Consider the following 19,235-nt stretch of genomic DNA (forward strand, 5'->3'; position numbering starts at 1 on the left):
CCTTAGTCAAACTAATCCTTCTGATATTCCGCCCGTTCATCGTTGGTATCTGTTAATTTTTCTTCTACTTCTTCAATGCGAAATGCTTTTTCGTTTATCCGAGATTGGAGCATATTTCCCTTCTTACCAGGCTTGTCGGGCTTATCCCGCTTTGTACGACCAAGAAAGTTGGCCCACTCCTCGCCGGCACCAAAATTCTTGACGCGCTTCCATGACTCTTCCCAACTACCGGTGCTGACCAATAGAAATATGCCGCCACCGATAAGCAGTGCACCTATTACCCACAGCAGGCTGGTCCAATCTCCCGGAGTTGACGGTGGATTGTTGGTGCTGGTGCCTGCATTTGTCGGTCCGGGGCCTGCCTTATCCGGATTAGTGTTAATGCCCAATACCTGAGGTACCACATCAGCGAAGAGTTCTACACCGTTCATTGCCCGCTTCTTTGTATTAGTATGGGTACCTGCTTCAATTAAAATGGATTTGGGCGTAAGGTCCTGATTATAGTTTCCTTTGGCCATAAATATTTCTTTAATTAAGCCGGGATGTATTTTGTCGCTAGTGGCTTTTAGACGCTTAGCAAAATCTAAGTTTGCCTGCATGTGCGGGTTTTGGCGGCCTACTACCAACCTTAATTTGGTTACCGGTTCACCACTAACCTGACTGCGATAAAAGTCCGGATCGGGGACTCCGTCCCGGTGCACATCAATTAATGCCGCCGGCTGCTGTTTCAACAGCTTAAACGCTGTCCGGCGAGAGCGTTTATAGGCATTTTGGTCGTGAGGAAGATGACCGGCGCTGCTCCATTCCGTATTTACGCCGATATTTTTGAGCTTCTGGGAGAAATCTTTACCCACGTCCACAATACCGCCCTTACCGGCAATTGACTCAGTACCGTCTGTAGGTACATAAGATTCGTCATTATGGGTTTGGTATATCCCCACAAGGTTTTTGGTACTGGTTTGCTTTTGCCCTTGGGTAGGTACCACATCACTGTTTACCGGGCTCACTTCATCTGCTAAGGTAGGCATTTCCACATCTTTAACAAATTTAGCATGGGCGGTATCGCCGCTTACCCGCTCAATACGGTATAGTTTATTATCTTCGGTAATTAGCTCATCTTCCGGATAAACTACCCGGGAAGTTTTACTGATAACCTTACCTTTTTCGTCCACCACGGTGAAGTAACCGCCGTCATTACGTTCACCTTCAAAAAGCCCGACGATGGGTAGGTCAATTTCGGGGTTTAACGCTGTCTGGTAAACCTGCTGCCCGCCGATGACCAATATCCCCAACAGCACCATAGCCAGGGCAACGCCCAAACGCATTCCTTTATTCACGGTCACCACCCCTTTCGGAATCTTCTTCCTCTAATTGGTCTTTATCTTCAATCGTTTCTCCTTTGAGCTCTGTGTCAGGATGCATCTCTTCACCGGCTTCCAAGCCGGGTTTTTTCAACCCCTGAAGCAGTTCCTTGGGCCTGCCTTTGGTTGCTGGTCCTCCCTGGAGCCGTTCTCTACTTTCACCGACAATTTCTGCGAGCAGTACTGCTATAAGGCCTGCAAGTACTATCGCATCAAATGCTCCGGCACCGCCGATGGCTACCGTACCGCCAATACCCCGGGAGGCCAGCCAAAAGTAGTTAATGACATCCAAGCTTAATACCCCTAATGTTGCTGCAATAAATGATGCTCTGCGAGACCGACCCAGTAAATAGGCAATGCCGCCGCCCACAATGGGATAGACCCAAAGGGGGTCTAACACGTCAAACCGAGCACCGGGGTCACCGGTCATCAACCGGCTGCCGATAAACCATATTCCCAGTGCGGTAGCCGCGGCAGCGCCAATGGCACGAACCCATTCCTTAGTAGTACCGGCACGAAACAATACGTAAAGCGCTAAAAGCACCGGTATCACACCACCACCAACATTAATGCTGGCATCAACCGCCCCTGTGGTCAACGGTATATCAATGAAACTGCCGATTATCATTGCCGCAATCACGGCTAGAGCAGCTTTGTCCGTCAACCGCAGCCTATCCAAAATTCTGTGTGCCAAACCGAAATAAATTAAAATGGAAACCCCCAATAAAGCAATCATTCCTATGGGAAACCCCGCCATAAAGACACTCTCCTTCCGATGTGAAATATTCTCGTGGTTATTTTCCCCTCGGAATAGGAATCTATCCGTCAGACAGAAGGATGTCTCAACTTTTTCAAGAGAACTTTCCTTGGGATATTAGATTTAGAGACGATAGAATTACTCAAAGATTGTGTCTGAGAGGTGAAGAAAAATGGGGATTGAAAAATCAAAAACTCCGGAGGAAGATATCCTTTCCGGAGCCATTTTAAACTTATTCCGTTTCAGCTGCCCACCCCATAGTACGACGCACTGCCTTTTGCCAGCCCCGGTAAAGATTTTTTCTTCGTTCCGGGGTCATCTGGGGTTTAAAAATTTTCTCTCGCCGCCAGTTATTCACAATATCCGTCTGTCCCCAAAACCCTACTGCCAAACCGGCCAGATAGGCCGCTCCCACAGAAGTGGTTTCAATAATTTCCGGTCGTTCAACTGCCGTGCCCAAGATATCGGCCTGGAACTGCATCAAAAGGTTATTAGCCACAGCTCCGCCATCAACCCGCAGTGCCTTAAGGTTGATACGTGAATCCTTCTCCATGGCACCCAGTACGTCTTTTGTTTGATAAGCCAAAGAATGTAAAGTGGCGCGAATAAAATGCTCTTTGGTAGTACCCCGGGTCAGACCGAACACCGCCCCCCGGGCATACATATCCCAATATGGGGTACCAAGGCCGGCAAACGCAGGTACCACATAAACACCGTCGGTATCTTCCACCTTGCCGGCAAAATATTCGGAATCAATAGCACTATCAATTAGTTTCAAGCCGTCCCGCAGCCACTGGACGGCCGCACCGGCAATAAAGATACTGCCTTCCAAAGCATAGGTTATTTTACCGTCAACACCCCAGGCAATGGTAGTCAGCAAACCGCTTTCAGATTGGACGGCCTCTTGACCGGTGTTCATCAACATAAAACAGCCGGTGCCATAGGTATTTTTGGCCATGCCCGGTTCGAAACAAGCCTGACCAAATAAAGCCGCCTGTTGGTCGCCGGCAATACCGGCGATGGGCAGCTCTTCGCCATAGAATGCCTCTCGCTGGGTTAAGCCGAATATCCCGGCAGATGGTTTTACCTCAGGTAGCATTTGTATCGGAATATTTAAGTACTGCAACAGTTTTTTATCCCACTGCTTTTGGTGGATATTATAAATGAGCGTCCGGGATGCATTGGAATAATCTGTGGCATGCACCGTACCACCGGTAAGTTTCCACAACAACCAGCTGTCAACGGTGCCAAAAAGCAAATTGCCCGCTTCCGCCTCTTCCCGAGCGCCAGGAACATTGTCAAGAATCCACGCAATTTTAGTACCGGAAAAATAGGCATCCAACACTAATCCGGTACGCTGCCGAAATTCTTGTTCCATACCACTTTTTTTTAATTCCTCACATAACGGTGCAGTGCGGCGGCACTGCCATACAATAGCATTGTGCACCGGTTTCCCGGTGCGGCGGTTCCATACCACCGTTGTTTCCCTTTGGTTGGTGATGCCTATCGCAGCAACTTCTCCGGTTCGCGTACCGGTACGTGCCAATACTTCCCCGATTACCCCAGCTGCAGTTGCCCAAATCTCCACGGCATTGTGCTCTACCCAACCGGGCTTAGGATAAATCTGGCTTATTTCCTTTTGCGCCCACCCGACCATCTTCCCCTGCCGGTCAAACAAAACTGCCCTAGTGCTGGTTGTTCCCTGATCAAGAACTAATATGTAATTTTGTTCCTTCACCATTCACCACCCCCTAAATAATCCGCATAGGTGCAAAATGCACAAAATCTGCAGCGGTCAAATAGAAATCTATGCCCCAATGACGCGCTGGGAGCCTCATACTGTGGGCCTCAGCACCGTGAAGGTGACCATAGATACAGATATCCACCCGATACTGCTTAAGAAGTTCAATCAGTTCATTGCACTGATGCTCCTGATTAGTTGGCATATAATGAAACATGGCAATAACAACTGGCTGCCGCTGTTTCATGCTTTTTAGGGAAAGTTCCAGCCGTTGAATTTCGCGCCGGTAAATTTTTTCGTCATGTTGGGTAAAAACCCGATTATTGGGGGTTAGCCAGCCCCTGGTACCCACGATAGTTACCCCCGGGACGGAGAAGCTGTCATTTTGCAATGCATAGCATCCATCCGGCAGTGCACTTCGGACTTTGCTGATACTATGCCACCAATAGTCGTGATTGCCCTGCACTAATACCTTCTTGCCTGGCAGCAGAGATAAATACTGAAAGTCATAAACAGTTTCAGCCAATTTCATGGCCCAAGATATATCACCGGGTACCAAAACCAGATCTTCTTCATCCACCATCCGAGACCAGTTGTTAAATATTTTTACCCCGTGGTCCTGCCAGCCGGGCCCAAAGCAACTCATGGGTTTATGCTGCGGCACACCGGGCAAATTTACCTTCGTAACTGATTGAGTAAAGGAAAGATGTAAATCCCCTAAGGCAAACACCTTCATATGAACACCGCCCTGCTTGATTATCCTTTCCAGATATCCATCGCATCTAGGTCAACTACAATCCCATCAGATGCCGCTACCACTTTGGCAGCTAGTTCTTCCCCTAAGTTGTTAGCCAACTTGTCAGGGTCGCTGCTTAAAATACTGGTACCAAAATGGGTTAGCAGCGTCATCCGAGGTCTGATTTCGGTAATCAACGGTTTGATTTCCTCCATAGACAAGTGGTAAGCCCTACTGCCATGAAAGGGTTTAATAAAAGTGACATTTAATATCAACAGGTCTGCTCCACGATAGGCATCAATTAACCCAGAGAAGTACCGGGTATCGGTAACCACCGAAACATTAATACCTTCGGCCTGAAACACCAAGCCGTAAGTTTCCACTGGATGCTTATGCCGAATGGGTGTTGTCACTGTCAAACCGCCAACCCGAAAGGAATATCCTTCTTTAAGCGTCTCCACCCTGTCTACAGTGGGACGAAGATAACGAAAGAATATCGGCTCATCACCCTCCATGGCATCGGCAGGTGCAGCTGCCACACCATGGGGATTGAAGCCGCCCTCCACCATGGACTCCACCATTACATTGAAATCATTAGAGTGATCCAGATGACGATGAGAAAGTACGATGGCATCAAGCTCTGCCGGATTAAATGGTTTATCGCCGGCCCAACAGTGGACCAGTGTTCCCGGTCCCGGGTCAAACAAAAGGTTGGTATCGGCAAGGCTAAGCCATGCCCCCCCTGATGCCCTTACCTGTTTGGATTGCGCCATTCTGGCACCGGCGGTACCAAAGATTTTTATGAAATTTTCCGGCAATTTCTTATTATTCATCTTTATTTTTCAGTCCTTAGTATGTTATTGTCTGGTAATTTCTCTACCAAGTTGATACGCCCCATCCAGATAACATTTATTGCGCGCCAGCATTCGGCCAAGATATTCTTCGGGTTCACTAACCGTGAGCTTAGCCACTAATTCGGTCAATTCTTCCTTATTCATACCTACCTGCCCTTTGGCACTAAGGCCAATAGCGCGTAGTTCATGAATTTCACCACCGTTGGTTTCCGGCAAAAAGACCCGTCTTAGAAAGGAAAGCGCCTGTTCACAGGACTCTTCCCTGGGAGCACCGGCTACCGCCAACAGCAATAATTGGCGGGACTTTTTCTGTAAACGACTGTAAGAAGTAAGCTTACCGGGCACACTGTTATCTGTTCTGTGCATTACCCCTACCAGGCGGTCAAACAGCACTTTAAACTGCCCCGGCAGATGATTGCCGTAAATAGGCGCTGCCACCACCAAAGCATCTGCATGTTCAATTTTGTCAAGCAGCAGTTTCAAATCATCCTCTAAATCGCACTTTCCTGTAGGACGGCATTCCATACAGCCCCGGCAGGGATAAATATTTAAATCTGCAATCATTACCTTTTCTATAGACGCCCCGGCAGCGCCGCTGCCCTCTAATACTCGATTAACAAGCGTATCACAGTTGCCCGCTTCTCTGGGACTGCCAACTAATGCCAGTATGTCCAAAAAAAAACCCCCTCCATGCTGATTAAGGCAAGGGAGCCTCTTGCTCACTCACCAAATTTATGCTCGGTTGAATATATAATTCCGTCATCGTGCAGAGTTTCCTTTAACTCATGCTAATCCCCCGGCTGAGACACCATTCTCTGGTATCTCCGGTGATTACCATCGGTACCCGGCTAAGCTTACCAATGTTGTCAGCACCGGTAAGCATCATGGCAGTTATTAGTTCAGTTTGTAACCGCTGCAAATACTCTATCAACTTCCCATAAGACTCGTTTAAGAGTATCCGCAGCGGTACTCCGGCCATACCTGCCATATCTGCACCCAGCGCTACCGCCTTAGCCACTTCCAGCCCCGTAATAATGCCGCCGCTGGCTACCAAGTTAAAGGGATAGCCGCTGGCTTTAGTCTCAAGCATGCTTACAGCAGTGGGTAACCCCCATCCACTAAATGTTTGGGCCATTCCTTCGGGGAAACGCAGGCCTTCAATTTTCAAGAAGTCAGTACCGCCTCTGCCGCCTACGTCCACCCAGCGAACTCCTACTTCACCCAGAGCGACCGCCGTTTCCCGGGAAATACCGAAACCCACTTCCTTAACGATTACCGGCACCGATAATTCCCTTACTGCCGCCGCTATGTTGGCCGCTGATCGGGAGAAATCCCGGTCACCTTCTGCCATGGACAGTTCCTGAGCAGGGTTTAAATGAAGCTGTACCCCATCAGCATCAAGCATCTCAACAGCACGCTGGACATCGGCGACCGGGGTGAGAGCATTGACATTGGCTAGAATGACACCATCGGGGTTTTCCTGCCGGGTCACACGAAAGCTTTCATCTGCCGCATAATCATCAAGGGCAATCTTTTGAGAACCCACTGCCATGGCGACACCAGTCTCCGCCGCAGCCCGGGCAAGCTGCCGATTAATCACCGCCAAACTATCAGCACCGCCGGTAATGGCATTAATCATCACCGGCATGCTCAGCCGCTTACCACAAAAGTTCACAGCAGTATCCACCTGCTGCCAATTTAAGCAGGAAAGAGCCTGGTGCACCAGGCAGATATCATCCATGCCGTTGCTCCCAGGCTCACTATCGGACTGAAGAAAATATTTAATATGTTCTAGTTTCCTTCGTTGGTAACGTCCTATTCTTCCTCGCCCCTTTTTTCAAACATCTCGCTTAAATCCCCTACTAAGTCCTTAATCTTGATACCGCTGTCTTCTTCCTGGGTATAGCTATGGGATTTGGACGGCTCGGCCTTTGGTCTGGACGGTGCCTGACGCTGAGGACGAGGTTGGGTTTCTTTAATGCTTAAGCTCATGCGTTGAGCATCCTCATCCACTCCCAGTACTTTAACTTCCACTTGGTCCCCGGGCTGAACAGCATCGTCAGTCTTTTCCACATGTTCGTGGGCCAATTGGGAAATGTGTACCAGCCCTTCTATACCAGGTTCAACCTCCACAAAGGCACCAAAGGGGGCAGTACGCAGTACTTTACCGGATACAACCGTTCCTTCAGGATAACGTTCTGCCGCTGTCTGCCAGGGATTGGCGGAAAGCTGCTTTAATCCTAGAGATACCCTTTCGTCCTCACGGTCTACTCCCAATACTTTAACTTCCAATTCCTGGCCTTCTTGCAACACATCCCGAGGATGGTCAACCCGTCCCCAAGACAGTTCGGAGACATGGAGTAGACCGTCAACGCCACCGATATCTACAAAAGCGCCAAAATCGGTGATGCGACGAACTATACCCTGACGCACTTCACCTTCCTCTAGATTGCCCCAGGTCTCTTGGCGCTGCTTTTCAAATTCTTCATCTAAAATCGCCTTTTGGGACAGAACAACCTTATTCTTGCTGCGATCCATTTCTATTATCTTCAAACGCAGGGTCTTGCCTACATATACACTGAGGTCTTCCACATATCCTCTTTCCGCCAGACTTGCGGGAACAAATCCTTTGATACCCACATCCACCAGCAGACCACCTTTCACTACTTCGCTGACTACCGCTTCAATTTCTTCACCGGATTCAGCAGTTTTCTCTAACTTTTCCCATACCTGCTTGCGCTGAAGACGTTTTCTGGAGAGAATGGGGTTACCTTCTTCATTTTCAACCCGCAGAACTTCCACAACAACCTCATCGCCTACATTAACCACTTCATCCGGCTGGTCAACCCAGTTTACCGACAACTCATTTAGTGGGATAATGCCTTCACTCTTACCGCCGACGTCAACCATTACACCGTTATCGTTAACCTGAACCACCGTTCCGGTAATCACAGAACCCCGGCGTATTTCAGGCATATTTTCCGCTAAGTGAGCTTCAACTGCATCTTGATCCTCCGCAGTGTCATCTGGATTGGTGGGTTCGTCTGCAGCAGCTTCCACTTCGGTAGGTACTGCCTCTTGAGCAGCGTTTTCTTCTGCTTCCTGCTCAACCGTCTCAGCGGCAGTGCCCTCCTGTTCCATTTCTTCTTTGTTGATGTCTTCATTCTTAATATCCGTCATTTTCTCAACTACCTCCTCAATAATCCATTCTGGTGTTGAAGCACCCGCTGTCACTCCAACCCTTTTTATATCTTGAAACCATGGTGCACATAACTCCCCGGCATGTTCAATGTGATATGTGGGAGTACCGGTGGCCTGACAAAGCTTGGCCAGTTTCTTAGTGTTAGCACTATTTCTGCCGCCCACCACGACCATCAAGTCAACGGAGCGGGCCAATCGACTGGCTGCCTCCTGGCGTTCCCGGGTGGCATGACAAATGGTATTATGCACTACCAGGTCATTTTTCTGTTTTTTAAGTATCTCCACCGCAGCTCGAAAGTTTTCTTCCGGCTGAGTAGTTTGAGCAATAACAGCAACCTTTTCCCCGTGCAAATCCAATCCTTGGGCCTGTTCCGGGGTTTCCACAACAATAGCTTTCCCCTTGGTCCAGCCTACAATACCAATAACTTCCGGATGATTCTTGTCGCCAACCACCACTGTCCGGTATCCTTCTTCGGTTAATCGGTTGGCAAGCTGCTGGGCCCGGCTGACAAAAGGACATGTAGCATTAATGGTGGCCTTTGCTTTACCCTCCAATCTTTCCAATACATCAGGAGATACCCCGTGGGACCGGATAATGACCACATCATCCTGCACTTCATCGGTATTATGAGCAACACCCACTCCCTGCCGTTCAAGTTGTTCGACTACTTGAGGATTATGTATCAGAGGGCCCAATGATTTCAATGAATTGTGCCTGCCCGAGGCCTCATGGGTCATCTGCAGGGCACGTTTGACACCAAAACAAAACCCCGCATAATCGGCTAAAACAATTTCCAAAACATCCACCTCAAAGCTGCCTATAGTTATTTTGTTTTTTATAGCCAAACATTATTATTCTGTTCGTGAAAAAAACTTGAAATCCTTTAAATGCACATAAAAATTGTCTCTGATGCCTTTATTTATCGGTTTTCTCAAGCATCTGGGCAATCTGCCGCCGCAGATCTTCCATTAGCCCGGTCAATTCTTTGGAGCCGATGCGCTTTTTCTCAGCAATCTCCGACAATTGGACCGGTTTACCGATAGTCACCGATATTCGTCGTTTAAATTGCAGCTTTAACCCTTGGGACCCACTTATGGCAAGGGGAACTATCGATGCATTCCCTTTAACTGCCATCAATCCCGCGCCGGCTTGAAATTCCATCAATTGTCCGTCGGGACTACGTCTGCCTTCAGGAAATAATCCCAGCATTTTTTCCGCTGCTAAAATCTCCATGCCGGCTTTAAGGGCTGCCCGATCAGACCTGCCTCTTTTTACCGGGAATGCGCCAAGATGTGGTATAAGACTGCCGATCACGGGTATCCGAAACAGTTCTTCCTTGGCCATAAAATGGATTTTTCGCGGCAGGGCGATACCTACGATGATGGGATCCCACATACTGACGTGATTTGCCACCACCACCAGCGGTCCCTCTTGTGGAATATTTTCCTCACCGGTTACCTGCCAGCGATACCATATTTTAAAGAAAATAAGAAATAGTCCTTTGATAAATGAATAGAACATTTTATTCCCCTCTGATCTCCTTTATTATTAATGCCACCACCTGATGGAGCGTCAAGCAGTCGGTATCGATCAATTTTGCATCTGCTGCCTGTACCAACGGTGCCACGGTTCGGCTCCGGTCCATTTCATCCCGAGCTTTAATATCTGCGCTGACCTGACTGCGGTCAAAATCAATGCCCTGTTCCTCCATCTGGCGACAGCGCCGCCGCGTCCGTTCTTCCAGCGAAGCGATAAGAAAAAACTTATGCGGTGCATCGGGAAGCACAAAACTGCCGATATCTCGTCCGTCCATCACCACCGGTTTTTGCGCCGCCATCCGCCGCTGTAATTCAACCATTCTCCGGCGTACTCCGGCAATACGTGCAATGCGGGATACATTGGCGGACACATTCCGTTCTCGAATTTCCCTGCTCACATCCGAACCATCACAAATTGTCTGCAGGCCGCCCTGTTCATCAAGAGAAAATTCAATCTTTGTTACTGCCGCCAAGCGGATAATTTCTTCATCGTCCCAGCGGCTGCCGCTGTTAAGAACCTTCCAGGTCAGCGCCCGATACATGGCCCCAGTGTCTATATATATGTATCCCAACCGTTCTGCAACCATCCGGGCAGCAGTACTTTTACCTGCGCCGGCAGGGCCGTCAATGGCCACATTTCCATACATATGCAAACCTCCCCGTCTCATTCTATCACATTACGGGTGAGTTAACTACGCTGACACCAAAGCGAGCATGTCCCAAAAGTTTGGAAAGGATACGGTAACACTTTCGGCGTCCTTAACTAATGTTTCGCCATCAGCCATCAGACCGGCTACCGCCAACGCCATGGCCATTCGGTGGTCCCCGTATCCGGAGACAGCCGTCCCGTTGAGCCGTCTGCCGCCTCTGATTTCCAAACCGTCCGGGCGTTCTGAGATATCAGCACCCATCCTGCGTAGTTCTTTGACCAACACTTCAATGCGGTCGCTTTCCTTGACTCTAAGCTCTGCAGCATCCTTGATAACCGTAGATCCCCGGGCAGCCAAAGCGGCAACTGCCAGGGCCGGTATTTCATCAATCATACGCGGAATTAAATCCCCGCCAAAGACGGCACCCCTCAAATCACTGCTTTCAATATGAAGGTCGGCAACTTCCTCATAACCGCTCATTCGCCGATTGTTCAAGCGAATATCCGCCCCCATCTCTCGCAGGGCGTCAATAATGCCACTGCGGGTGTGATTAATACCTACATTCTTAATACCCAGAGAACCTTCTTTAGCTGTTAACGCCGCGGTGATAAAAAAGGCGGCAGAAGAAATATCCCCGGGCACTTTTACCTGACACCCGTGTAGAGCCTGCCCGCCGGTAAGGGCCACGGTGGTTCCATGGCTTTCCAGCTTGGCACCGAATGCTTTAAGCATTCGTTCGGTATGGTCCCGGGAGCGAAACGGCTCGGTGATTTCGGTATCTCCGCCGGCAGACAATCCAGCGAGCAGCACCGCGGACTTGACTTGAGCGCTGGCCACAGGGGAAGAATAACTAATGCCCCAAAGCTGCCGGCCTGATACAGATATGGGCAGGTAATTATCTTCCCTGCTTGCAAACTGTGCACCCATTCTTATTAAAGGCGTCATTACCCTGCCCATCGGCCGGTGGGCCAAAGAATTATCACCGTCAAGCACAGCTGATAAACCTGGGGAAGCTGCCAAGATACCCATCAGTAATCTGACGGTAGTGCCGGAGTTGCCCGCATCTAGCACTGCATCTGGCGACTGCAGCTGCCCGCCGCAGCCTGTGATGATGACAGTGTCTTCTTTTATTTCTACCGGCACGCCCAGCTGCCGGAAGCAGCTAACGGTGCTTAAGCAATCTTCACCCATAAGAAAGCCTTTCACCACAGTTGTTCCCCTGGCCATTGCGCCCAGCATCACTGCCCGATGTGAAATAGATTTGTCTCCGGGGACTGTAATCTCCCCGCTTATAGTATCCATCGGCCTTACCCGCAAATAACTCACCTCTTAATCATGCCGGATTATAATTTTAATTTCTATAGCTTGCGAACGGGATAACCGGCCCCAGCAAGTAATTCCACCGCCCGGTCCAGTGCCTCGGCACTTTGTACCCCCAGCCGAATAGTGCCGCCATCCCCTTCCCGAGCCCGAAGAATTTCGATATCGGCAATGTTGACGCCATGTCCGCCCAAAAGCTGAGCCAATGAGCCGATCATACCCGGCCTGTCCGGCACCGTAACTACCAGATCAAATACCTGGGGCAAAAAACCCCGCCGCTTGGCGGGAATACTTTCCCTGGTGATTCTAGCCCGGGTTAAATAACCTTTGATGCCATCGGTATCATCAGCTGCCAACAGGTGAATAAAATGAGTAATATTATGCTGAAATTCCTTTAATACCTGAAGCAGCTGCTCTTTATTTGCCCGGCAGATGCCCTGCCATAAGCCCGGGTCACCCGAAGCAATTCGTGTAGTGTCGCGGAACCCCCCGGCAGCCAGCATCAGGGTACGCGGAAACCTTTCTTCCACGCCGCTGGCGGTATTTACTAGACCTGCCGCCACTACATGTGGCAGATGGCTCACCGCCGCCACGATTGCGTCGTGTTGGCCAGGCGGCATTATTATACTGCGTGCGCCTAATTTACCCACTAGAAGTGCCAACTGATCAACTGCAGGAATATTTTCCTGCCTGGGAGTGAGAATATAAACAGCGTTTTCAAAAAGATAAGGGTCTGCCCCGGCTATGCCTGTCTGTTCTGACCCGGCCATGGGATGCCCGCCGATATACGTGCCCCGGTGAGCAAATATGTCGGATAACCGCCCGGTAAGCCCGGCTTTGGTACTACCCACATCCGTTATCAGGCACTGTCTAGGAATATGCTTTAAGACCAACTCTGCCACTTGTTCAATTTTGGCCACCGGTACTGCTAATACCACTACCTGGGCCTTGGATACCGCTTCCGCGACTTCCCGGGTGGCCCAATCGACGGCTCCCATTGTTTCTGCCATGGTGCACACCGCGTCATCAATATCTACACCGACTATTTCTTCAGCAACAGCGGCTTTTTTCCATGCCATAGCCAAAGATCCGCCAATCAAACCCAAGCCAACAATTACCAAACGACCAAACTTAGTCATGGGCATCACTGCCCTGAACAAATACCGGATAGGATCCAAGCACACTTAGGAGCGCTGTCTTAGTGTTTAGCAGCGACAACACTCGCTGTAACGGCTGCGTACGACGATGGCCCTCACAATCGATAAAGAAAATGTAATCTCCGAGCTCCTTTTTACTGGGGCGTGATTCTATGCGAGTGAGGTTAATCCCGGCCGCTGCAAATTCCTGCAAAATGGAATACAGCCCACCCGGTTTATCCTGCGGCAGTGCCAACATTAATGAAGTTTTATCATTTCCCGTACTTTCAGGTTCACTGTCTCCCAACAGTAAAAAGCGAGTCTGATTGGGGGTGATGTCTGCAATGTTCTTCTGGCGTACTGCCAAATTGTAGGTGTCAGCGGCGTAAGCGGAGCTGATAGCTCCCCAGCCGGCACCCCGTGCCGCAGCAATAGCTGCGGCATGAGCAGTGCTTTCCGTCTGTTCTAACCTAACTTGGGGAAAATGGTTTTCTAAATAGCCCCGGCATTGTGCCAGGGCTTGAGGATGGGAAAGAATCGTTTCCAAAGGGCTGCTTTTATCCACCGCCGCCAAGCAGTGGACAATATCCAGCACCAGTTCTCCTTGGATGCTAATATCAGTTTTTCTCATATCAGTGCGCAACTGTTCTTTGGCTAAGAAATCCATGGTTAGATTAACGCTGCCCTCAATAGAGTTTTCCACCGGAACAGCCGCTAAATGAACATCACCTCGGCTAACGGCCAACAATGTGGCCATTACCGTAGGGTAAGAAACTAATTCACAATCCTGCTGTCTTGTCCAGTAATGGGCTGCTTGGTGGGAAAAGGTGCCCTCAGGACCTAGATAAGCTAGTATCACAGCGTACCTCCGGTAACTTCCCTACCCAGTGCTTGAGCCAAAGAGTTTAATTCCCGCATCATTTCCCGGAAATTTTCCGGTGTTAGCGACTGCTGCCCGTCTGAAAGAGCTTCCTCGGGGCTGCAGTGAACTTCCACCATCAAACCGTCAGCGCCGGCAGCCAAAGCGGCTCGGGACATTGGCTGCACCATCCGCCATTTACCGGTACCATGGCTGGGGTCTACTATTATCGGCAGGTGAGTAAGATGCTTTACCGCCGGTACCGCGCTCAAATCCAAGGTGTTACGAGTGTATGTCTCGAAAGTACGAATGCCCCGCTCACAGAGAATCACTTTATGATTACCGGCAGACATGATGTATTCCGCCGCCAAGATCCATTCTTCAATGGTAGCGGATGGGCCGCGTTTTAAAATCACCGGCTTGTCTACCTGACCCAATTCTTTCAGTAAAAAGAAGTTCTGCATATTGCGTGCACCGACCTGAAGAACGTCGGCATACTCGGCAACCAGAGGCAGATTTCTCACATCCATTATTTCTGTTACCACCGGCAGGCCTGTTTCCCGCCGCGCCTGGGCCAATAATTTAAGGCCCGTTTCTTCCAGACCCTGAAAAGAATATGGAGAGCTACGGGGTTTAAAAGCGCCGCCGCGAAGCAGTGTCGCCCCCGCCGCCTTCACCTCTTTAGCAACGGAAATTATCTGTTCTTCGTTTTCCACTGCACATGGTCCGGCGATAACATGCACTTGTTTACCGCCAATTTCCACTCCTGGTACAATTTCCACAACGGTTTCCTCCGGTTTAAAGTCCCATCCCGCTAATTTAAACGGTTGAAGAATGGGAACTACTTTTTCTACTCCCGGCATTGCCTCAATGGCCAGTCCCGCCAAACGCGCCTTATCGCCGATAATGCCAATGATGGCGCGAGAAACTCCTTGAGACAGGTGCAGGTCAAATCCTTCCTTTTTCAGACGGTTCATTACCTTCTCTATATGTTCCTTTTTTGCATTATGACTCATCACTACTATCATGCCTTAACCCCTCCAATTAGTATAATTTCATTATATCCTTTTCGGACAAAATTTAAAAACACCATCCCCCCTTTGGGATAAGACGGGATTAAGGAAAAAGGCATAAAAAAGCACTCCTTAAGGAGCGAAATGTGCTTCCCTCCTACCGTCCTACCATCCTACCGTGAGTTTGTCAGTGGCATGACCCGCTACCATACTGCCGAAAACTTTTGGGTCATCTCTGCCAGCCGACAAGCAGCTTGCGGTAATCCTCCCCGCTGCTTGTCCTTAATTCTATGCCAAAAGGTGTAATCACCTTTTGTGCCTTGTTTATACTATTAACGTCATGACAACGCACAATCAATCTGCCGCTATCCATTTCCTGACGCCATTGGCTAATTCCCATCACTGTATAAAAGTTGTCGGCCTGCTCCGAACCATATTTAAGCACATGCTGACTAAAACGCCCTAAATAGACCTCATCTTCAGTTCCTTCAAACATCAAAACTTCCAAAGAGCAAAGCGTAGCCAACTCCATCACACTGTACCATGGTTCATCCTTAAAAATTCCTACCCTAGAAATAAACGGCGGCAGGGATAATGCTATCTCCCGAGCCTGCTCAGGGTGAATGCTGTCTTCACCATGAAAAACGAAGCCGATAGCCACTGCCCCGATTGTCACTGCTTCCATAGCCTGCTCAATATTCTTAATTCCGGATACTACCAATAAAGGTTTCACCGTAAATCCTCCCGCAATTTTACTGCATCTTTGAGATAAGAGTGTTTGATTTCGTGCTGCTTTTTATCAGTATTGACGTGTATCAACACGCGAATAATGCCCAATACGCTGCCCGGCACATTTATCTCCGTGGCACAAAGCAAAGGCACCTGGGTCCAGCCTAACTCCCGCGCCGCAGCCGCGGGAAAAGCCGCATCTAAATCCCTGGTCACTGTGAAAAATATACTGGCTGTCTCTGCTAAATCAACTTGGTTTTCATCTACCATCCTACGCAAAAGCTCCCCAGTAGCTTCCTTAATCAACTGAGGATTGTTTTCGGCCACCGATGTAGCGCCGCGTATCCCCCTTACTGCCATCCTAAAATACCTCCCCGTTGTAACTGTACTACTCTACTGCGCACATTACGACGCAGCCCTATGGCCCAAGCCGATGGCCACTTCATCCAGGTGTAATAGACCGATACCAAAATATACCGCAACGCTGATATGGTCATGCTGCCGAGAAATCCCGATCTTACCACCTACGTTAAGACCAATAGCTTTGGGCATAATTTGAGAAAGCGCTTCCCGAGTTGCTCCGGCGACAGCACCTTCATCAGCATGGGTTTCTTTAATAACGCCTTCCCGCTTTGCCGCAACCACCGCTCTTTCTACAATTTTTTTCACGGCAGTGATAAACTCGCCGCCATAATCTACAGCAGCGGTTTTGATGCCCATCTGTTGATACTCGTCCTTCAATTTCTTCTCCTCTTCCCGGGATTCGGTAAGAGCCATCTGGATAGCCACCGCTGCAATTTTCTTGCTACCGTACCGTTGGGACATATCATTACCTCCAATTTCAATAGATGATTTATATTAGTATTGCTTTAAGAGGATGTTCAAAAAGTCCATCGCAGGTGAGCGGCGAATTTCTACGTTGCTCAGTCTTTGAGACTGCTCACGTACGCCGCCAGTACGCTCCGCGTCTCAAAATACTTCGCGCCTTGAACTTCTTGCTCCTGCTACGATGGCCTTTTTGAACACGTACTTTAACATGTATCGAAAGTTAGTTTGGAAAGTCTTTTTATGATTATATCTGAAACGGTGGCAGTTTGACAAGGATATGGCTCATTTTTGCAGAACTTCTACTGGCGCAAAAGAGGCACTATCTCCTTCTACTTCAATTTTTGCATTGATTTTCGGCACTGCAATATTATCAGTGCCGCCGACAATCTCAAATTCAAGCTGGTGGGTATAGAAGCTTCCATCCACCGATATTACGTCACCGGAGTTTACCTTGACAGTGACCTGAGGATGTCTGAAATCCGTAACTTCTTTCCCGTTTACCAACAATTTGGCTTTCTCCAGCGCAGAAAACTTATTCAGCCGAACACTAACAGTGGCAAAGGCACTAAGCGGTGCATTGACCGAACGCGCTTCAGGATATTGGCGATTAAATTCCGCTGCCTCACGGTCTAACAGCTGGGAAAAGCCCATATAGAAATTTGCCGGTTCATCTAAAGCAAGGGCTTGGGCCACAACCAGCAGCAAGACACCCAACACCACGGTACGAATAAGGTACTTTTCTACTGTTTCGGACCAACGCTCAAAGATTTCCGTCCAACTCACCCGCATTTTTTTAAATTTCATAAAAACAACCCCCCCAAAGGACAGACTTATTTGTATGTTACGCGGGGCAGGTTATTCTTATGCCACAGGCAAGGCGATAAAGGTGATAAAAACATTAACCTCCGGTAGTTATCTTGGATATAATATACTAACATCTCGCGTCAAAAAACTAGTGCAAATCAGGAGGAGATTATCTTGGCAACGCTGCGTAATATATTAAACAGATTTATATCCTATGAAAAGTCATTAAGCCGAAATTATCTGGATTACAGCAAAACAGTCCAACTTGATGAAATTCAACAGGCCTTAGAGGAGCTTCACCTTCAGCACCGTAACAATCAAAGAAGACTGGAGGCGCTGCTAAAAAAACACTGCCCCGGTTGAAGATAGCCATGGACATCCTGGAGGATGTCGGCGCTTACGAGTATCATCCACCAAGCTAGATACTATTCCCTGCCACATAACCGGTGGACCAGGCAGCCTGAAGATTGTAGCCGCCGGTATAGGCATCAATGTCCATCACCTCTCCCGCAAAATACAGTCCGGGAACTAGCCGGGACTCCATGGTGGATGGGTCTATTTCTTTTACTGACACGCCGCCACTGGTAACAATCGCCTCGGCCAATGGCCGAGTGGCGCTAACAGTCATAGTCAGGCACTGGAGCAGTACCACTAATGATTTTCGTTCTTCCTGGGTAATCTGGTGAACCGGTTTTTCCGCGTCAATGGCCGATAACTGTATAATTACCGGGATAAGCATCTTCGGCAGCAAATCGTCCAAGGCGTTTTTAAATTGCTTGCGGGCGTATGTCTTAAAATCTTTTATCAGGCGTTGATCCAGCTTATCCGGGGTCAGTGCCGGCTTGAGATTTAATTCAACCGTGACCCGTGCGCCTTTATTGAGAGCATGGGCAACTGCCCGACTCAATGTAAGCACAATGGGACCGGAAAGACCGAAATGTGTAAAAAGCATCTCGCCAAATTCCTCACCTAACTTTCTTTTCCCCTGACGAGCAGTTAGGCAAACATTTTTTAAAGAGAGCCCCTGGAGCTGAGGCACCCATTTTTCTTGCGTCACCAGGGGTATTAGGGCGGGCAAAATAGGGGTAACCTTATGACCCATCTCTCTTACCCATGGGTAAGCGTCACCGCTTGAACCAGTGCGGGGACAGGATGCACCCCCGACAGCAATAATTACTTTCCCGGCAGTATATTCGGTTTCGCTGGTACGAATAGTAAAACTACTTTCTGCTCTCGGGATAACCGCCTCTACGCTTTGACCCATCATTACCTCGACCCCCGCTTGTCGCAATGCCCTGGCTAAACCGTCCACCACATCCCGAGCACGGTCAGAACGGGGGAAAATGCGTCCGCCCCGTTCCTCCTTGGTGGGTACACCCTGCCGGTGAAAAAAGTCCAGTACTGCGTTATTGTCAAATGTATAGAATGCACTATAAAGGAAACGGCCATTGCCGGGCACCTGACCAATCATATCTTCTATCGGGGTGCTGTTGGTAATATTGCAGCGTCCATTACCGGTAATGAGCAGTTTCTTACCTAAACGGTTATTTTTTTCCAGCAGCAACACTTCTCTGCCACGAAGGCCCGCCTGTATTGCCGCCATCATGCCGGCAGCACCGCCGCCAATTACTACTACATCGTAAATATTAACCACCACCGTTGTTCTGCCAATTAATGTTTTTTACACGTATTTCACTTAAAAGCACA

Annotated in this window: 20 protein-coding genes; 1 reads left to right on the forward strand and 19 read right to left on the reverse strand. The window is 49.0% G+C overall.

Going from position 1 to position 19,235, the window contains the following annotated elements; genetic code table 11:
* Positions 1 to 11: 11 nt before the first annotated feature.
* The 18 genes from spoIIP to MFMK1_RS14310 form a co-directional block, all read right to left on the reverse strand.
* On the reverse strand, positions 12 to 1,337 hold the full coding sequence (gene spoIIP, locus MFMK1_RS14225; RefSeq protein ID WP_366922352.1) for a stage II sporulation protein P: 1,326 nt from the start codon (positions 1,335 to 1,337) through the stop codon (positions 12 to 14).
* Positions 1,330 to 2,118 carry a DUF1614 domain-containing protein gene (locus MFMK1_RS14230; protein ID WP_366922353.1) on the reverse strand — a complete coding sequence of 263 codons (789 nt, stop codon included), beginning with the start codon at positions 2,116 to 2,118 and terminating at the stop codon, positions 1,330 to 1,332. The genes spoIIP and MFMK1_RS14230 overlap by 8 nt, the downstream gene beginning before the upstream one ends.
* Before the next feature lie 232 nt (positions 2,119 to 2,350).
* Complete coding sequence (glpK, locus tag MFMK1_RS14235; RefSeq protein WP_366922354.1) at positions 2,351 to 3,859, reverse strand: glycerol kinase GlpK; 1,509 nt, start codon at positions 3,857 to 3,859, stop codon at positions 2,351 to 2,353.
* A 10-nt stretch (positions 3,860 to 3,869) separates the two neighbouring features.
* Complete coding sequence (locus tag MFMK1_RS14240; RefSeq protein ID WP_366922355.1) at positions 3,870 to 4,595, reverse strand: metallophosphoesterase; 726 nt, start codon at positions 4,593 to 4,595, stop codon at positions 3,870 to 3,872.
* Positions 4,596 to 4,615: 20 nt separating this feature from the next.
* Positions 4,616 to 5,428 (reverse strand): MBL fold metallo-hydrolase, encoded by an 813-nt coding sequence (locus MFMK1_RS14245; RefSeq protein ID WP_366922356.1) that lies wholly within the window; start codon positions 5,426 to 5,428, stop codon positions 4,616 to 4,618.
* A gap of 24 nt (positions 5,429 to 5,452) precedes the next feature.
* Positions 5,453 to 6,124: a flavodoxin family protein gene (locus MFMK1_RS14250; RefSeq protein WP_366922357.1), complete on the reverse strand. Its 672-nt coding sequence runs from the start codon at positions 6,122 to 6,124 to the stop codon at positions 5,453 to 5,455.
* Positions 6,125 to 6,227: 103 nt separating this feature from the next.
* Entirely contained in the window at positions 6,228 to 7,268 is a 1,041-nt protein-coding gene (fni, locus tag MFMK1_RS14255) for a type 2 isopentenyl-diphosphate Delta-isomerase (protein WP_366924953.1), read from the reverse strand.
* Positions 7,265 to 9,457, reverse strand: a complete 2,193-nt coding sequence (locus MFMK1_RS14260) for a bifunctional 4-hydroxy-3-methylbut-2-enyl diphosphate reductase/30S ribosomal protein S1 (protein WP_428846309.1) — start codon at positions 9,455 to 9,457, stop codon at positions 7,265 to 7,267. Before MFMK1_RS14260 ends, fni begins: the two co-directional genes overlap by 4 nt.
* Positions 9,458 to 9,566: 109 nt before the next feature.
* Positions 9,567 to 10,172: a lysophospholipid acyltransferase family protein gene (locus MFMK1_RS14265; RefSeq protein WP_366922359.1), complete on the reverse strand. Its 606-nt coding sequence runs from the start codon at positions 10,170 to 10,172 to the stop codon at positions 9,567 to 9,569.
* A 1-nt stretch (position 10,173) separates the two neighbouring features.
* Positions 10,174 to 10,836, reverse strand: coding sequence for a (d)CMP kinase (cmk, locus tag MFMK1_RS14270; RefSeq protein ID WP_366922360.1), 663 nt, complete (start codon positions 10,834 to 10,836; stop codon positions 10,174 to 10,176).
* A gap of 45 nt (positions 10,837 to 10,881) precedes the next feature.
* The gene (aroA, locus tag MFMK1_RS14275) at positions 10,882 to 12,141 is read right to left on the reverse strand and encodes a 3-phosphoshikimate 1-carboxyvinyltransferase (RefSeq protein ID WP_366922361.1); all 1,260 of its coding nucleotides are present in this window, start codon (positions 12,139 to 12,141) and stop codon (positions 10,882 to 10,884) included.
* A 56-nt stretch (positions 12,142 to 12,197) separates the two neighbouring features.
* Positions 12,198 to 13,298 carry a prephenate dehydrogenase/arogenate dehydrogenase family protein gene (locus tag MFMK1_RS14280; protein ID WP_366922362.1) on the reverse strand — a complete coding sequence of 367 codons (1,101 nt, stop codon included), beginning with the start codon at positions 13,296 to 13,298 and terminating at the stop codon, positions 12,198 to 12,200.
* Complete coding sequence (pheA, locus tag MFMK1_RS14285; protein ID WP_366922363.1) at positions 13,291 to 14,154, reverse strand: prephenate dehydratase; 864 nt, start codon at positions 14,152 to 14,154, stop codon at positions 13,291 to 13,293. The genes MFMK1_RS14280 and pheA overlap by 8 nt, the downstream gene beginning before the upstream one ends.
* Entirely contained in the window at positions 14,151 to 15,182 is a 1,032-nt protein-coding gene (aroF, locus tag MFMK1_RS14290) for a 3-deoxy-7-phosphoheptulonate synthase (RefSeq protein ID WP_366922364.1), read from the reverse strand. Before aroF ends, pheA begins: the two co-directional genes overlap by 4 nt.
* 214 nt (positions 15,183 to 15,396) lie before the next feature.
* A complete protein-coding gene (locus MFMK1_RS14295) occupies positions 15,397 to 15,900 on the reverse strand; it encodes a hypothetical protein (protein WP_366922365.1) in 504 nt (167 codons plus the stop codon).
* Complete coding sequence (gene aroH / locus MFMK1_RS14300) at positions 15,897 to 16,256, reverse strand: chorismate mutase (RefSeq protein WP_366922366.1); 360 nt, start codon at positions 16,254 to 16,256, stop codon at positions 15,897 to 15,899. Before aroH ends, MFMK1_RS14295 begins: the two co-directional genes overlap by 4 nt.
* Before the next feature lie 45 nt (positions 16,257 to 16,301).
* Positions 16,302 to 16,721: a HutP family protein gene (locus MFMK1_RS14305; protein ID WP_366922367.1), complete on the reverse strand. Its 420-nt coding sequence runs from the start codon at positions 16,719 to 16,721 to the stop codon at positions 16,302 to 16,304.
* A 285-nt stretch (positions 16,722 to 17,006) separates the two neighbouring features.
* Entirely contained in the window at positions 17,007 to 17,528 is a 522-nt protein-coding gene (locus tag MFMK1_RS14310) for a hypothetical protein (protein ID WP_366922368.1), read from the reverse strand.
* A gap of 174 nt (positions 17,529 to 17,702) precedes the next feature.
* Here MFMK1_RS14310 and MFMK1_RS14315 point away from each other — a divergent pair, with 174 nt between their 5' ends.
* Entirely contained in the window at positions 17,703 to 17,891 is a 189-nt protein-coding gene (locus tag MFMK1_RS14315) for a hypothetical protein (RefSeq protein ID WP_366922369.1), read from the forward strand.
* A 55-nt stretch (positions 17,892 to 17,946) separates the two neighbouring features.
* On the opposite strand, the gene MFMK1_RS14320 is transcribed toward MFMK1_RS14315, so the two are convergent.
* Positions 17,947 to 19,134 carry a BaiN/RdsA family NAD(P)/FAD-dependent oxidoreductase gene (locus MFMK1_RS14320; protein WP_428846310.1) on the reverse strand — a complete coding sequence of 396 codons (1,188 nt, stop codon included), beginning with the start codon at positions 19,132 to 19,134 and terminating at the stop codon, positions 17,947 to 17,949.
* Positions 19,135 to 19,235 lie beyond the last annotated feature (101 nt).

Source organism: Metallumcola ferriviriculae (assembly GCF_035573695.1).
Lineage (GTDB): Bacteria > Bacillota > JADQBR01 > JADQBR01 > JADQBR01 > Metallumcola > Metallumcola ferriviriculae.

What these genes read in the sequence shown, in the direction of transcription:
- MFMK1_RS14230 (WP_366922353.1), bottom strand. Translation starts at nt 2,118, where the DNA reads ATGGCGGGGTTTCCCATAGGAATGATTGCTTTATTGGGGGTTTCCATT.
- glpK (WP_366922354.1), bottom strand. Translation starts at nt 3,859, where the DNA reads ATGGTGAAGGAACAAAATTACATATTAGTTCTTGATCAGGGAACAACC.
- MFMK1_RS14240 (WP_366922355.1), bottom strand. Translation starts at nt 4,595, where the DNA reads ATGAAGGTGTTTGCCTTAGGGGATTTACATCTTTCCTTTACTCAATCA.
- MFMK1_RS14245 (WP_366922356.1), bottom strand. Translation starts at nt 5,428, where the DNA reads ATGAATAATAAGAAATTGCCGGAAAATTTCATAAAAATCTTTGGTACC.
- MFMK1_RS14265 (WP_366922359.1), bottom strand. Translation starts at nt 10,172, where the DNA reads ATGTTCTATTCATTTATCAAAGGACTATTTCTTATTTTCTTTAAAATA.
- cmk (WP_366922360.1), bottom strand. Translation starts at nt 10,836, where the DNA reads ATGTATGGAAATGTGGCCATTGACGGCCCTGCCGGCGCAGGTAAAAGT.
- aroA (WP_366922361.1), bottom strand. Translation starts at nt 12,141, where the DNA reads ATGGATACTATAAGCGGGGAGATTACAGTCCCCGGAGACAAATCTATT.
- MFMK1_RS14280 (WP_366922362.1), bottom strand. Translation starts at nt 13,298, where the DNA reads ATGACTAAGTTTGGTCGTTTGGTAATTGTTGGCTTGGGTTTGATTGGC.
- aroF (WP_366922364.1), bottom strand. Translation starts at nt 15,182, where the DNA reads ATGATAGTAGTGATGAGTCATAATGCAAAAAAGGAACATATAGAGAAG.
- aroH (WP_366922366.1), bottom strand. Translation starts at nt 16,256, where the DNA reads ATGGCAGTAAGGGGGATACGCGGCGCTACATCGGTGGCCGAAAACAAT.
- MFMK1_RS14305 (WP_366922367.1), bottom strand. Translation starts at nt 16,721, where the DNA reads ATGTCCCAACGGTACGGTAGCAAGAAAATTGCAGCGGTGGCTATCCAG.
- MFMK1_RS14310 (WP_366922368.1), bottom strand. Translation starts at nt 17,528, where the DNA reads ATGAAATTTAAAAAAATGCGGGTGAGTTGGACGGAAATCTTTGAGCGT.
- MFMK1_RS14320 (WP_428846310.1), bottom strand. Translation starts at nt 19,134, where the DNA reads ATGATGGCGGCAATACAGGCGGGCCTTCGTGGCAGAGAAGTGTTGCTG.